Source organism: Buttiauxella sp. AC038, assembly GCF_979253565.1.
Genome location: NZ_CEEDCQ010000001.1, coordinates 4,749,749 through 4,764,487 on the forward strand (window position 1 = coordinate 4,749,749; position 14,739 = coordinate 4,764,487).

Genomic DNA, 14,739 nt, shown 5'->3' on the forward strand with positions numbered 1-14,739 from the left:
TCCACACTCCTCCTCATCTGGTACGACCAGATCCCATTGCTGGATTCAGGAGACTGACATGCTCTACCAAGGTGAAACCTTACATCTCGACTGGCTGGAAGATGGCATCGCAGAATTGGTATTTGATGCACCCGGCTCAGTGAACAAACTCGACACCGCGACCGTAGCCAGCCTTGGCCACGCGCTGGATGTGCTGGAAAAGCAGCCGCAGTTAAAAGGCTTGCTGCTCAGTTCGAATAAAGCCGCGTTTATCGTGGGGGCCGACATTACCGAATTCCTGTCGCTGTTCCTGGTTCCTGCGGAACAACTGACCCACTGGCTGCAATTTGCCAACAGCGTATTCAACCGCCTGGAAGATCTCCCGGTCCCAACCATTTCTGCCGTAAATGGTTACGCACTTGGCGGCGGTTGTGAGTGCGTACTGGCAACAGATTACCGACTGGCAACGCCAGATACCCGCATCGGCCTGCCAGAAACCAAACTAGGCATCATGCCTGGCTTCGGTGGTTCTGTGCGTCTGCCACGTTTACTGGGTGCCGATAGCGCGCTGGAAATTATCACCGCAGGCAAAGATGTTGGCGCGGCTGAAGCGCAGAAACTGGGTTTAGTTGATGGCGTTGTCAAAACTGAAAAACTGCGCGATGGCGCACTGGCGATACTGCGTCAGGCTATCAATGGCGATCTGGACTGGAAAGCCAAACGCGCGCCTAAACTGCAGCCGCTGAAACTGAGCAAAATCGAAGCCACCATGAGCTTCACCATTGCCAAAAGCATGGTGATGCAGATTGCCGGTAAGCATTACCCGGCCCCGATGACCGCTGTAAAAACCATTGAAGCTGCGGCCAGAATGGGCCGTGACGAAGCATTAAAACTGGAGACTCAAAGTTTCGTGCCGTTGGCGCGTTCCAATGAGGCCCGTGCGCTGGTCGGGATTTTCCTTAACGACCAATACATAAAAGGTCAGGCGAAGAAGCTGACCAAAAATACCGAAACCCCGAAACAGGCAGCCGTTCTTGGTGCCGGAATCATGGGTGGCGGCATTGCTTACCAGTCAGCCTGGAAAGGCGTACCGGTATTAATGAAGGATATTAACGAGAAGTCGCTGGAACTGGGCATCAACGAAGCCAGCAAACTGCTCAACAAACAGCTGGAACGCGGCAAGATCGACGGCATGAAACTGGCCGGTGTCATTGCCACTATTCACCCAACGCTGGATTACGCTGGTTTTGAGCGTGTCGATGTGGTGGTTGAAGCGGTTGTTGAAAACCCGAAAGTGAAGAAAGCGGTTCTTGCCGAAGTGGAAGACAAAGTTCGTGCGGATACCGTTCTGGCGTCGAACACCTCCACCATTCCGATTGGCGAACTGGCAAAAAGCCTGAAGCGCCCGGAAAACTTCTGCGGCATGCACTTCTTTAACCCTGTGCACCGCATGCCGTTAGTGGAAGTGATTCGCGGCGAGAAAACCTCTGAGCAGACCATTGCAAAAGTGGTGGCCTGGGCGAGCAAAATGGGCAAAACGCCAATCGTGGTGAACGACTGCCCTGGCTTCTTCGTCAACCGTGTGCTGTTCCCGTACTTCGCAGGCTTTAGCCAGCTGATGCGCGACGGTGCCGATTTCCGCCAGATCGACAAAGTGATGGAAAAGCAGTTCGGCTGGCCAATGGGCCCGGCATACCTGCTGGATGTAGTCGGTATTGATACCGCGCACCACGCGCAGGCTGTTATGGCTGCCGGTTTCCCACAGCGTATGCAGAAAGATTATCGCGATGCCGTTGATGCGATGTTTGACGCAGGCCGTTATGGCCAGAAAACCCAGCAGGGTTTCTATCGCTACAAACAAGATAGCAAAGGCAAACCGCGCAAAGAGCAGGATGAAGCAACCGAAGCGCTGCTGGCTGATGTCAGCAAACCACGCCACGACTTCAGCGACGAAGAAATCATTGCCCGCATGATGATCCCGATGGTCAATGAAGTGGTGCGCTGCCTGGAAGAAGGCATTATCGCAAGCCCGGCAGAAGCCGACATGGCGCTGGTTTATGGCCTCGGATTCCCTCCATTCCACGGCGGTGCATTCCGTTGGTTAGATACCGTCGGCAGTGCGAAATATCTCGATATGGCGCAACAGTACCAACATCTTGGCCCGCTCTACCAGGTGCCAGATGGTCTGCGTGCAAAAGCGTCCCGTAACGAGCCGTACTATCCACCGGTTGAGGCCGCGCGCCCCGCCAGTGACCTGAAAAGTGCCTGAGGAGTGATCATGGAAAAGGTTGTAATTGTTGATGCCATCCGCACCCCGATGGGCCGTTCAAAAGGCGGTGCGTTTCGCAATTTGCGTGCAGAAGATTTATCAGCCCATTTGATGCGTGGGATCCTCTCACGCAACCCGGCATTAGAAGCTGCCGCGCTGGATGACATTTACTGGGGCTGCGTGCAGCAGACGCTGGAGCAAGGTTTCAATATTGCGCGTAACGCGTCATTGCTGGCAGAAATCCCACATTCGGTCCCGGCAGTTACCGTGAACCGCCTGTGTGGTTCTTCGATGCAAGCGCTGCATGATGCAGCTCGTATGATTCAAACCGGTGATGCGCATGCTTGTCTGATTGGCGGCGTGGAACATATGGGACATGTGCCGATGAGCCACGGTGTGGATTTCCATCCAGGTTTGAGTCGTAAAGTGGCTAAAGCGGCAGGCATGATGGGTTTAACCGCCGAGATGTTGTCACGTATGCACGGCATCAGTCGTGAGATGCAGGACCAGTTTGCTGCCCGCTCGCACCAGCGTGCATGGGCTGCGACAGAAGCGGGCCATTTCAAAAATGAAATCCTGCCGACCAGCGGCCACGACGCAGACGGCGTGCTCAAACGTTTTGATTACGATGAAGTGATTCGCCCGGAAACCACAGTTGAAGGTCTGGCAGCCCTGAAACCCGCATTTGACCCGGTCAACGGAACCGTCACGGCGGGCAGCTCTTCTGCTCTTTCCGATGGCGCATCAGCCATGTTGCTGATGAGCGAATCACGCGCCAAAGAGCTTGGCCTGAAGATCCGCGCTTATGTTCGCTCTATGGCGGTCGTTGGCTGCGACCCATCCATTATGGGTTACGGCCCGGTTCCAGCATCACAACTGGCGTTAAAAAAAGCGGGCCTGACTGCCGCCGATATCGACCTGTTTGAGATGAACGAAGCGTTTGCTGCACAGATCCTGCCATGTATTAAAGATCTGGGTCTGATGGATAAGATCGACGAGAAGATTAACCTGAACGGCGGGGCGATTGCATTGGGCCACCCGCTGGGTTGCTCCGGTACACGCATTAGCACCACGCTGTTAAACCTGATGGAACGTCGCGATGCGCAGTTTGGCCTCGCCACCATGTGCATCGGATTAGGTCAGGGTATTGCCACTGTTATTGAACGAGTTTAGTTGCTTTAATTGTTGTTATTCCCGCCTGTCAGGGGCGGGTTTTTTATTTCTGTCGCCCACAAACAAAAGCCACCGACTATGCGGTGGCCTGTCTGTCAGTAGACTGATTCTCAGATAAACGAGAACGCATCACCAAACATGCGATCAACCTGCGCACTACGTTCATTGCAGAACAAGTCGCGGGCAATTTTCGCCATCTCAAAACGCCCGGCGATATAGATATCGTGCCCGGCAAGCGTTCCGTAATCCTGCATCACCGCAGTCAGCACAGTGCCAGTACGCCCACGCCAACCTGCTTCAGGTTGTTCAACCACCGCTTCAACACGCAGATTTGGGTGAACCACGGACAGCGCTTCCAGCTCAGACAGATCATAAAGATGTTTATCCTCACGGCCGCCCCAGTAAATCGCGATTTCACGTTGTGGATTACGCGCCAGCGCGGTCAGCAAAATTGAACGCACATATGAGAAGCCAGTACCGCCTGCAATCAGAATCAGCGGACGATCTTCATCATCGCGCAACCAGGCATCGCCATGAGGAATATCAACAACGATCTCTTTTTCTTTCAGAATGCGGTCCATCACGGCCATGGCGTAAAGATTAATCTCTGATGCACCAATGTGCAGCTCGATAAATTCATGCTCGCTCGGTGTGGATGCCATGGAGAACGGGCGTTTGTCGCGCTCATCCATCACCACCATCAAATACTGCCCGGCCTGAAAGGAGAACTTCGCTTCCGGCAGTAATCGAACGCGATATACCGTGTCGGTTATCGCTTCTACCGAGGTCACTTTACAGCTTAAGGTTGTCATGCTTCCCCTCTGTCGGGTCAATAATGCAAAACCGTAAAATCCGCCACTCAGGCGTTTTTACTGTCGTCGAAAATAGCCAGCTCATCCCAGATTGCATCGATACGCGCACATACTTCTGCATCTTTCTTAATAGGACGACCCCATTCACGTTGGGTTTCCCCAGGCCATTTATTGGTGGCATCCAGTCCCATTTTTGAACCAAGACCGGAAACCGGCGAGGCAAAATCCAGGTAATCAATTGGCGTGTTTTCTACCAGTACGGTATCACGCGCCGGGTCCATACGCGTGGTGATGGCCCAAATTACATCGTTCCAGTCACGCGCGTTGACATCATCATCACAAACGATGACAAACTTGGTGTACATAAACTGTCGCAGGAAAGACCAGACTCCCATCATCACGCGCTTCGCGTGGCCAGCGTATTGCTTCTTGATGGTGACAACCGCAAGGCGATAAGAGCAGCCTTCCGGCGGCAGATAAAAATCGACAATTTCCGGGAATTGTTTCTGCAAAATCGGCACAAACACTTCGTTAAGTGCCACACCCAGAACCGCAGGTTCATCCGGTGGACGTCCGGTATAAGTTGAGTGATAAATCGCATTCTGCCGCTGGGTAATATGAGTAACGGTAAATACCGGGAAGTCATCGACTTCATTATAGTAACCCGTGTGGTCACCATATGGCCCTTCCGGTGCCATTTCGCCTGGCTCGATATACCCTTCCAGCACAATTTCCGCAGTGGCAGGTACTTCGAGATCGTTTGAAATACATTTCACGACTTCGGTTTTTGTGCCGCGCAGCAAACCAGCAAACGCATACTCGGAAAGCGTATCAGGCACCGGCGTTACCGCGCCAAGAATAGTGGCAGGGTCAGCGCCTAAAGCAACTGAAACCGGGAAACGTTCGCCCGGATGTTCTGCACACCACTCCTGGAAATCCAGTGCGCCGCCACGGTGCGACAGCCAACGCATGATCAGTTTGTTTTTACCAATCAGCTGCTGGCGATAAATACCCAGATTCTGGCGCTCTTTATGCGGCCCACGCGTTACCGTCAAACCCCAGGTAATCAGCGGTGCAGCATCTTCCGGCCAGCATTGCATGATAGGGATGCGGGATAAATCGACTTCATTCCCTTCAAAGATTTGCTCCTGACAAGGGGCATTACGCAGTCGCTTAGTTGGCATATTCAGGACTTGTTTAAACTGTGGCAGCTTATCGAACAAGTCGCGGAAACCTTTCGGTGGCTCCGGCTCTTTCAGGAAGGCCAATAACTTACCCACTTCGCGCAGCGCCGACACATCTTCCTGCCCCATCCCCATCGCGACACGTTTTGGCGTGCCAAACAGGTTGCACAGCACTGGCATGTCGTACCCTTTAGGGTTCTCAAATAGCAGCGCAGGGCCATTGGCGCGCAAAGTACGATCGGCAATTTCAGTCATTTCCAGGTACGGATCGACTGGCATTGCGATACGCTTTAGCTCACCGCGTTGTTCGAGTAGTTCCAGAAAGTCGCGTAGGTCGTGGTATTTCATGCAATTAATCGTAGTCAGGATTTGGCGGTCATTATACGGGCTTCATGCACAGCATGCTGTATTTTTGTTAATAACGCGTAAATGCTTATCTGATGACCAATCAGTGATTGGTTATACCTGAGCCGTCTATCCCTGATAACGGCCTTTTGCTATTCTTCCTCAGTTAATGAGGAAAAGAGACACTATGGAATCCTGGTATTTGTTGTACTGCAAACGAGGTCAATTACTACGGGCGCAAGAACATCTCGAGCGTCAGGAAGTGAATTGCCTTACCCCGATGATCAAAATTGAAAAGATCGTTCGAGGCAAACGCACTGCGGTCGATGAACCATTGTTCCCAAACTATATGTTTGTCCGGTTTGACCCTGAAAATATTCATACCACAACCATAAACTCCACGCGCGGCGTCAGCCATTTCGTGCGTTTCGGCAGCCTGCCGGCTACTGTACCGAGTGATGTGATTGAGCAGCTCATCAGTCACACTCCAGAGAACGTACTTGACCCGGATACGCCGTACGAAGGCGATCGCGTGGTGATAACCGAAGGGGCATTCGAAGGTCTGGAGGCGATTTTTAGCGAACCGGACGGAGAAGCCCGCTCTATGCTGCTGCTCAACTTGTTGAATAAACAAGTGATGCAGAGTGTGAGAAACACCGATTTCAAAAAGACATAAAAAAGGCCAGCGATTGCTGGCCTTTCATTTTGATGTTGCCTCTAGCGCTGCATTTGTTCGTCATGCAGCCACTGCGCAACACGCTTCGAGAAGTACGTCAGCACACCATCAGCACCCGCGCGTTTAAAGCACAGTAACGACTCCATGACGGCAGGTTTTTCTGCCAGCCATCCATTCTGGATAGCCGCCATATGCATCGCATATTCACCAGAAACCTGGTAGGCAAAAGTCGGCACGCCAAAGGTATCTTTCACACGGCGAACCACATCCAGATATGGCATACCTGGTTTCACCATCACCATATCAGCACCTTCTTGCAGATCCTGAGCGACTTCCTGCAATGCTTCGTCGCTATTGGCCGGGTCCATCTGATAGGTCTTTTTATTGCCGCCCTTCAGGTTGCCGGATGAACCAATTGCGTCACGGAACGGCCCGTAATAGCAAGAGGCGTATTTCGCGGCATAAGACATAATCTGGGTGTTCACGAAACCATCAAGCTCAAGCTGGTCGCGAATCGCCCCGATACGGCCATCCATCATGTCGCTTGGCGCGATGATTTCAGCCCCGGCTTCTGCATGAGACAGCGCCTGACGCACCAGAATTTCACGCGTAATGTCGTTGATAACGTAACCGTCTGCATCAATCACGCCGTCCTGACCGTGAGTGGTGTATGGATCAAGCGCCACGTCGGTCAGCAGACCCAGTTCCGGCACGGCATCTTTCAGTGCACGAACCGCACGCTGAACCAGGCCATTCGGATTATAAGCTTCTTCAGCATGCAGTGATTTTCCTGCGCTCTCGATAACCGGGAACAGGGACAACACCGGCACACCCAGCTTTGCAACAGCTTCCGCTTCTTTGAGCAGCAAATCGACAGTCATGCGGTAAACACCCGGCATCGACGACACTTCTTCCTGACGGTTCTGACCTTCCATCACAAACACAGGATAGATAAGGTCGTTAACCGTTAGTTGATTCTCCGCCACAAGACGGCGGCTGAAATCGTGACGACGGACGCGGCGCATACGGCGGCCAGGAAACGTACCGGGAAATGCATAGCTCATTTACTTTCTCCTGATTTAAGCCAACCGGAAAAGACGGCGGGCATTTTCATCTGTTACTTGCGCAAGCCAGGCGGGATCTTCTCCACGCCATTCAGCCACCTTGTTCAGGATATGCGGCAAGTAGCAGGGTTCGTTCCGGCGGGAAGCAGGTTTTGGTTTTAAATCCCGCGGTAACAAATAAGGGGCATCGGTTTCCAACAGCAGTTGATGCACGGGGATCACCGGTAGCAATTCACGTAATTCAAGGCCACGCCGCTCATCGCATACCCAACCGGTTACGCCAATAAAAATCCCACGAGCCAGACACTCACGCGCTTCATTTTCTGTACCGGTAAAGCAGTGCAGCACCACACCTGGCAACTTATCGAGCCAAGGGTCGAGCAGAGCAATAAAGCGTTCGTGAGCCTCACGGCAGTGTAAAAATACCGGCATCATCAGGTCAGCCGCAAGGGCCAGTTGTGCGGTAAAAGCACGCTCTTGTTCAGCTGGTGTTGAGAAATTACGGTTGAAGTCCAGGCCGCACTCGCCGATTGCGACCACTTCAGAAGCACCAGCAAGTTTGCGAATAGCCTCTGCTGTTTCGTCTTGCCACTGGCTAGCATCATGAGGGTGAACGCCAGCCGTAGACCAGCACCCTTGATACTGTTGCGCCAGTAACAAAGCTTGCTCGCTTTCATGCAGATTCGTGCCTGTCAGCAACATGCCGCTGACTCCCGCTGAATGCGCGCGAGCGACAACTTCTGCATGGTCTTTCGCAAACTGTGAGCTGGTAAGATTTACACCAATATCAAACATAGCGCCTTCCAAACGACGACCGCCCTGATGGGCGGCCTGAAATTATGACTCTTTATTAGAGTGTTGGTCTTCTGCTTCTGGAGCATCTTCCGGGTCTTCCTCGCCTCTTCTACGCCCTTTACCGACATAGAAACGGGAGAAGAACACGCCGACTTCAAACAGGCAGTACATCGGTATCGCCAGCAGTGTTTGCGAGAATACATCCGGCGGAGTCAACAACATGCCGACAACAAATGCACCAACCAGAATATATGGGCGCTTTTTCTTTAGCGCTTCAGGGGTAGTTACGCCCATCCAGCACAGAAGAATAATGGCTACGGGGACTTCAAAGGCCACGCCAAATGCCATAAACAAGGCCATGACAAAATCGAGGTATTTCGTTATGTCTGTAGACATCACGACCCCTATTGGCGCGGTTTTCGTCAGGAAACCAAACGCTAAAGGGAACACCACGAAATAGGCAAAAGCGATGCCGATATAAAAAAGCATTGTGCTGGAGAACAGCAGCGGCATAACCAGTTTGCGCTCATGTTTATAAAGCGCAGGCGCAATAAACGCCCAGATTTGATAAAGAATGACCGGCGCTGACAGGAACACTGAGACATAAATCGTCAGCTTAATTGGCGCAAAAAATGGTGATGCGACATCGGTAGCAATCATCGTTGAGCCTACCGGCATCTTACTGATTAGCGGTGCGGAGACGATTTGGTAAATGTCGTTGGCAAAGTAAACCAGTGCCAGGAAAATCACCAGCACAGCGATAATGCTATTTAACAGTCGCTTGCGCAGCTCTATCAGATGGCTGATAAGCGGTTGGGTATCTTCTACGGCCATGTTTACTGTTTATCACTCGAAGGTTGAGAAGACGCTGGTATTTTGACTGGTTCTGCCACGGGTTTAATCTGAGGCTGGATTAACTCGTCAGAAACTGCCGCAGGTGCAGGAACTGTCTCAGGCTCAACGGCTGGAGCCTGATCGGGCGCACTGGCTTGGTGTGCAGCAGTGGCTGGAGTCACGCCGTCGTGGCTATCTTCGGCATCTTTTATCAATGGGTTATGGATGGTATGAGCCTCATCACTCCCTTTTTCAGGTTCCTGAGTGTACGAGCGTTTCATTGACTCTGCAGCCTGACGCAGCTCATCCATTGATGCCTTAAGCTCTGGAGTGAGATTATCCATGCTCGCTTTTTCAACCTTCTTGAGGCTGTCCTGCAGCTCCTGGATTTTCAGTTCCTGAACCAGTTCATTTTGCACAGTTGCCGCGAGCGAGCGCAAAGCACGAACCCAACCGACAACCGTTTTAACTGCCACAGGCAAACGTTGTGGCCCGAGAACAATCAGGCCAATCACGAATACCAGTAGCAACTCACTGAAACCAATATCGAACACGGTTTACACCTGCTCTTTATCGTTGCTCTTAGCTTCTTCTTTCTTCACTTCGCCAGGTTGCTTATCAGCGAGTGTTTTCGCCGTGAAATCAGCATCCTGAACGGATTTATCTTTCTCTTTATCTTCATCGTCACCCATCGCTTTTTTAAAGCCTTTGATGGATGCGCCCAAATCAGAACCGATAGAACCCAGTTTCTTGGTACCAAACAGCAGAACGACGATAACGGCAATGATCAACAATTGCCAAATACTGATACCACCCATAATGTTGCCTCAAATCACAGTGATGAATATACCCAACCTCTTTCAAGTTGCAGATGTTCATGCATCCTGAAATCTATTGGGTACAGATAACGGTCTGTATTGTACCGCACGTTGTCCGCTAAAAACGATTAAAAACAACTCAGGCTGAGCGCCGCCAGCCAATCAACCAGGTCACAACCCCCCGGCCATCAACCAGGCGGGCATAAATTCCCATTCTGGTTTGTTAATCAACAATAAAGTCCCACTTAGCATCAGCGTAGCGCCAATACCAAACAGATAGCGCGATTGCGCCTGGCGCACCTGGTTGCGTTGCAAATCACGCGTTATTTTATCAACGCTGTGTTGCAATTGTTTACCCTGGCGCAAACTGTCGTACATCAGTTCCGGCAGTTCTGGCATTTTTTCAATCCAGAACGGCGCTTTTTCTTTGAAAGAACGAATAAGCGCAGGAATACCCACCTGATCTTTGATCCAATCTTCCAGGAAAGGTTTGGCGGTTTTCCACAAATCAAGTTGCGGATAAAGCTGCCTACCAAGCCCTTCAACGTAAAGTAGCGTCTTTTGCAATAAAACAAGCTGCGGCTGCACTTCCATATTAAAGCGACGTGCCGTATTGAACAGGTTCAGCAACACATGGCCAAAGGAAATTTCCGCTAATGGCTTTTCAAAGATTGGCTCGCAAACGGTACGAATGGCAAACTCGAAGTCTTCAACATTCGTGTCTGGTGGTACCCAGCCTGAATCCACATGCAATTCAGCAACTTTGCGGTAATCTCGGTTAAAGAAGGCGATAAAGTTCTCAGCAAGATAGCGTTTATCTTCTTTATTGAGTGAACCCACAATACCGCAGTCGATACCAATGTATTGCGGGTCTTCAGGGTGTTCATAGCTGACGAAAATATTGCCTGGGTGCATATCGGCATGGAAGAAGCTGTCGCGGAAAACCTGAGTGAAGAAGACCTGCACGCCACGCTCTGCCAACAGTTTCATGTTGGTGCCCTGTTTATGCAGCATCGCAATATCAGAAACGGGAATACCGTAAATACGCTCCATCACCATCATGTCCTGGCTGCAATAGTCAGAGAACACTTCCGGCACATACAGCATCGAGCTACCTTCAAAATTGCGGCGTAACTGAATGGCGTTTGCCGATTCGCGCAGCAGATTTAGCTCATCAATTAAGGTCTTCTCATATTCGCGCACAACTTCAAGCGGGCGCAAACGGCGACCATCAGGCATCAGACGTGGTACCCATCGCGCGAGACGATAGATGAGTTTCATATCCGCTTTGATGATTGGCAAAATGTCCGGGCGAATGACTTTGATAACCACTTCTCGCCCATTTTCTTTCAGGCGAGCGGTATGTACCTGGGCAATGGAAGCTGACGCAAGCGGCTTGATTTCAAAATCGTCAAACCAGGCTTCTACAGGAAGCCCTCCCATCGCTTGTTCGATTTGTTTTTTTGCCAGCGCCCCGTCAAATGGTGCAACGCGGTCCTGCAACATCGCCAGTTGATCGGCAATTTGCGGCGGGAACAAGTCACGACGTGTAGAAAGCATCTGCCCAAACTTGATCCATACCGGGCCAAGCTCTTGTAAAGCCAGACGCAAACGCTCACCCAGAGGCTTTTCTTTATGGCGGTTTGGCATCCAGAAAAGCGTACGCCGCCAGATACGTAATGGCAGCGTAATGCGGATACGAGGGATCAGTTCATCCAGACCATAACTAAGAAAAGTGCGGACAATGAAATAGAGGCGACGAATTTCTCCAGGCGTCATTTGTTCTCCAGTTTGTTCAGTCGCGCGATGAGTGCGTCAACATTTCGTTCGACTGCTGCCGTTTCCTCAGCAAACCATGCAACCTCAAGCGATCCCGGTGCCATCTTCCACTCTTCCGTAATGGCTTCTGACAGGTATTGCTGGTTACGAGTAAATCCTTTCTTGAATAACTTACCGCCACCACGGATAACTTTACTGATACCTTCGGCGGCAATATCACCGATGTAAGGTGCTAATAATTCAGCAGGATCGAACTCGGCAAGATCCATCAGAGAAACCCAATTCTGGACAACCTGAAGATCGCCTTGAACCTCTAATTCACCGCTGCGAATCAGCGCAGTAAGCTGCTGCCTGTCACGTAGTTTAGGCAAGGTGCCAAGCCCGGTTAGCACCTTGCAATCAGCTTCATCTTCCCACTGACCCAGTACATCAATTTGCTGTTCGCTAAAGACCAGAACAATTGGCGAAGAGAACTCTTTGAGCTCAACGCGTAACACCTTACCCACTAAGCGCTGACGTGCCGCTTTCAGTCCCCGATCGCGCCAGAGAAAAGTATTGAGAATATTTTCAATTCCGGCAGTCATTAGCGGTGTAAAAGGCATCACGAGTTCCCTGTCAGAATTTATAACCACGGTGCAGAGCAACTACGCCAGCGGTCAGGTTGAAATAGGTGGTATTTTCAAAGCCCGCATCTTCCATCATCGCTTTCAATGTTTCTTGATCAGGATGCATGCGAATAGACTCAGCCAGATAACGGTAACTTTCCGCATCCTGCGCAACAATTTCACCGATTCGCGGCAAAATGTGGAAGGAGTACGCATCATAAGCTTTGCTCAGTGGTTCAATAATCGGTTTAGAGAATTCCAGAACCAACAGGCGGCCACCTGGTTTTAATACGCGATACATTGAACGCAGCGCTTTCTCTTTGTCTGTCACATTTCGCAGGCCAAAAGAGATGGTGATGCAGTCAAAGAAATTATCCGGGAATGGCAGGGCTTCAGCGTTAGCCTGAACATAGTTCACGTTGCCAACCACACCGATGTTGCGCAGTTTTTCGCGCCCCATTTTCAGCATTGAGTCATTGATATCAGCCAGAACCACTTCGCCTGTTTCACCTACCAGACGGGAGAACTTAGCGGTTAAATCACCGGTTCCGCCTGCTAAGTCCAGTACGCGCTGACCACGACGAACACCACTGCAATCAATGGTGAAACGCTTCCATATACGATGGATGCCAAATGACATTAAGTCATTCATTACGTCGTATTTTGCGGCCACAGAGTGGAACACATTAGCGACCATATCGGCCTTCTGTTCCTTCGCTACAGTGCGAAAGCCAAAGTGTGTTGTTTCCTGGGATTCTTCAACCATCTCAATGCCTGCTTATCCAAAAAATGTTCGTGAAGTGTAACAGAATGAGCCCTAAAGCCCTATGCTTCAAGCTGCAGGGGTGTTGGCTGCACTCACAAACCCCAGTCACTTACTTTAGTAAGCTCCTGGGGATTTGTTCCTTTGCCGCCTACCTGCAACTCGAGTTATTCTTGCTACAAACTGTTTTCCATATTCTTCTCTTCGTCGTTTTCATGCTCATGGCGCTCGATATTATCGCCTTCTTCAAGTCTGGCCTGTTCGACTAAATCAGGATTAATCTCACGTTTAACCTCAACGCCCAGACCACGAAATGCATCTGCCTGGATGAGAATATTGCCGCGCCCGGAAGAGAGTTTTTTCATCGCCTGGCGGTAATTATCCTGGGCTTTATCGAGGCTTTGACCAATCGCCGACATGTCATCAACAAAGAGGCGCATTTTGTCATAGAGTCGGCTGGCACGTTCGGCAATTTGTTGCGCATTCCGGCTCTGGTGCTCATAACGCCACAAATTGGCAACCGTTCTTAATGCCACCAATAATGTGGTTGGGCTAACGAGCATAATGTTATTTCTGAGCGCTTCGCTGATCAATTCAGGCTGGCGGTCGATCGCCAGTAAAAATGCGGGCTCAACCGGGATAAACATCAGCACATAATCCAGCGACCGCAGCCCAGGCAACTGCTGATAGTCTTTACGGCCCAGCATGCGAATGTGGTTACGCACCGCTGCAATATGCTCGTTGAGGGCAATTTCACGAGTTACGTCGCCGTCACCGTTGTAGTAACGCTCATAGGCCACCAGCGTCATTTTGGCGTCGATAACCACATCTTTGCCTTGTGGGAGGCGCACAATGACATCCGGCTGCATGCGGCTATTATTTTCTAGCTGAATGTTTACCTGAGTTTCGTATTCATACCCTTCGCGTAAGCCAGACGCCTCCAGCACCCGCGTCAACACAACCTCACCCCAGTTACCCTGGGTTTTATTATCCCCTTTCAGGGCTTTGGTGAGATTGAGCGCCTCTTGCGCCATTTGCGCATTCAATTGCTGAAGGTTACGAATTTCGTGGGTTAGCGTGTGGCGTTCGCGAGCTTCCTGCCCAAAGCTTTCCTGAACCTGGCGGCGGAAACCATCCAGTTGTTCGCGCAGTGGTGAAAGCAACCCATTCAAGCTTTGGCGGTTTTGTTCTTCAACTTTACGGCCACTGTGTTCAAAGATGCGGTTAGCGAGGTTTTCAAACTGTTCACTCAGGCGCTGTTCGCTGTTGAGCATCTGGCGATGTTTGTCATCAGCATTAAGACGAGTTTGTTCAAGCAGCGTGGAGAGTTCGCGGATATCCGCTTCTTGGGCACTGTTAATTTCAAGCTGAGTGCGCAACTCGCGGTTGAGTTGCTCGCATTCTTCTTTCCAGTGCTGGTTTTGCTGTAACTCCTGCCGTGCAGCAGTCAGTTCGCCGTAGATTTCTCTTTGTTCTTCATGCAGTGCGGATTGCCGCCCGGCCGCCCGCAAACTTGCCAGCAACCAACCAGTCAGAACCCCAACCAGCGCAATACCGAGCCCGAATAAAATAGAAATATCCACAGTCACTCCAACAAGCCATGCCAGACACCAGCAAAATAAAATTGTGCTGTATAAATGTCC

Annotated in this window: 13 protein-coding genes and 1 pseudogene; 3 read left to right on the forward strand and 11 right to left on the reverse strand. The window is 51.0% G+C overall.

The window, feature by feature from the left end:
* Positions 1-58: 58 nt before the first annotated feature.
* Together fadB and fadA are read left to right on the forward strand one after the other, a co-directional pair.
* Positions 59-2,248 (forward strand): fatty acid oxidation complex subunit alpha FadB, encoded by a 2,190-nt coding sequence (gene fadB, locus AC0IXI_RS22445; protein WP_471683134.1) that lies wholly within the window; start codon positions 59-61, stop codon positions 2,246-2,248.
* A gap of 9 nt (positions 2,249-2,257) precedes the next feature.
* Complete coding sequence (gene fadA / locus AC0IXI_RS22450) at positions 2,258-3,421, forward strand: acetyl-CoA C-acyltransferase FadA (protein WP_471683135.1); 1,164 nt, start codon at positions 2,258-2,260, stop codon at positions 3,419-3,421.
* Positions 3,422-3,531: 110 nt separating this feature from the next.
* On the opposite strand, the gene fre is transcribed toward fadA, so the two are convergent.
* Both fre and ubiD read right to left on the reverse strand, forming a co-directional pair.
* Entirely contained in the window at positions 3,532-4,233 is a 702-nt protein-coding gene (gene fre / locus AC0IXI_RS22455) for an NAD(P)H-flavin reductase (RefSeq protein ID WP_064515247.1), read from the reverse strand.
* Between the two features lie 47 nt (positions 4,234-4,280).
* The gene (gene ubiD / locus AC0IXI_RS22460) at positions 4,281-5,774 is read right to left on the reverse strand and encodes a 4-hydroxy-3-polyprenylbenzoate decarboxylase (RefSeq protein WP_422569796.1); all 1,494 of its coding nucleotides are present in this window, start codon (positions 5,772-5,774) and stop codon (positions 4,281-4,283) included.
* 175 nt (positions 5,775-5,949) lie between these two features.
* Between ubiD and rfaH the strand changes: the two genes are divergently transcribed.
* Entirely contained in the window at positions 5,950-6,438 is a 489-nt protein-coding gene (gene rfaH, locus AC0IXI_RS22465; RefSeq protein WP_064515243.1) for a transcription/translation regulatory transformer protein RfaH, read from the forward strand.
* Positions 6,439-6,479: 41 nt separating this feature from the next.
* Here rfaH and hemB read toward each other — a convergent pair whose 3' ends face one another.
* The 9 genes and pseudogenes from hemB to rmuC form a co-directional block, all read right to left on the reverse strand.
* Entirely contained in the window at positions 6,480-7,502 is a 1,023-nt protein-coding gene (gene hemB, locus AC0IXI_RS22470) for a porphobilinogen synthase (protein ID WP_422569791.1), read from the reverse strand.
* A 15-nt stretch (positions 7,503-7,517) separates the two neighbouring features.
* A complete protein-coding gene (tatD, locus tag AC0IXI_RS22475) occupies positions 7,518-8,297 on the reverse strand; it encodes a 3'-5' ssDNA/RNA exonuclease TatD (RefSeq protein ID WP_471683136.1) in 780 nt (259 codons plus the stop codon).
* Positions 8,298-8,339: 42 nt separating this feature from the next.
* Entirely contained in the window at positions 8,340-9,131 is a 792-nt protein-coding gene (tatC, locus tag AC0IXI_RS22480) for a Sec-independent protein translocase subunit TatC (RefSeq protein WP_064515238.1), read from the reverse strand.
* A 2-nt stretch (positions 9,132-9,133) separates the two neighbouring features.
* Positions 9,134-9,685, reverse strand: a complete 552-nt coding sequence (gene tatB / locus AC0IXI_RS22485) for a Sec-independent protein translocase protein TatB (protein ID WP_134187742.1) — start codon at positions 9,683-9,685, stop codon at positions 9,134-9,136.
* Positions 9,686-9,688: 3 nt separating this feature from the next.
* A complete protein-coding gene (gene tatA / locus AC0IXI_RS22490; RefSeq protein WP_134187744.1) occupies positions 9,689-9,949 on the reverse strand; it encodes a Sec-independent protein translocase subunit TatA in 261 nt (86 codons plus the stop codon).
* A gap of 139 nt (positions 9,950-10,088) precedes the next feature.
* Positions 10,089-11,728: pseudogene (ubiB, locus tag AC0IXI_RS22495) on the reverse strand (ubiquinone biosynthesis regulatory protein kinase UbiB).
* Positions 11,725-12,330, reverse strand: a complete 606-nt coding sequence (gene ubiJ, locus AC0IXI_RS22500; protein WP_413499704.1) for a ubiquinone biosynthesis protein UbiJ — start codon at positions 12,328-12,330, stop codon at positions 11,725-11,727. The pseudogene ubiB and the gene ubiJ overlap by 4 nt, the downstream one beginning before the upstream one ends.
* 13 nt (positions 12,331-12,343) lie before the next feature.
* Positions 12,344-13,099 carry a bifunctional demethylmenaquinone methyltransferase/2-methoxy-6-polyprenyl-1,4-benzoquinol methylase UbiE gene (gene ubiE / locus AC0IXI_RS22505; protein WP_034492146.1) on the reverse strand — a complete coding sequence of 252 codons (756 nt, stop codon included), beginning with the start codon at positions 13,097-13,099 and terminating at the stop codon, positions 12,344-12,346.
* A gap of 173 nt (positions 13,100-13,272) precedes the next feature.
* Entirely contained in the window at positions 13,273-14,679 is a 1,407-nt protein-coding gene (gene rmuC, locus AC0IXI_RS22510) for a DNA recombination protein RmuC (RefSeq protein WP_471683137.1), read from the reverse strand.
* Positions 14,680-14,739: the final 60 nt, after the last annotated feature.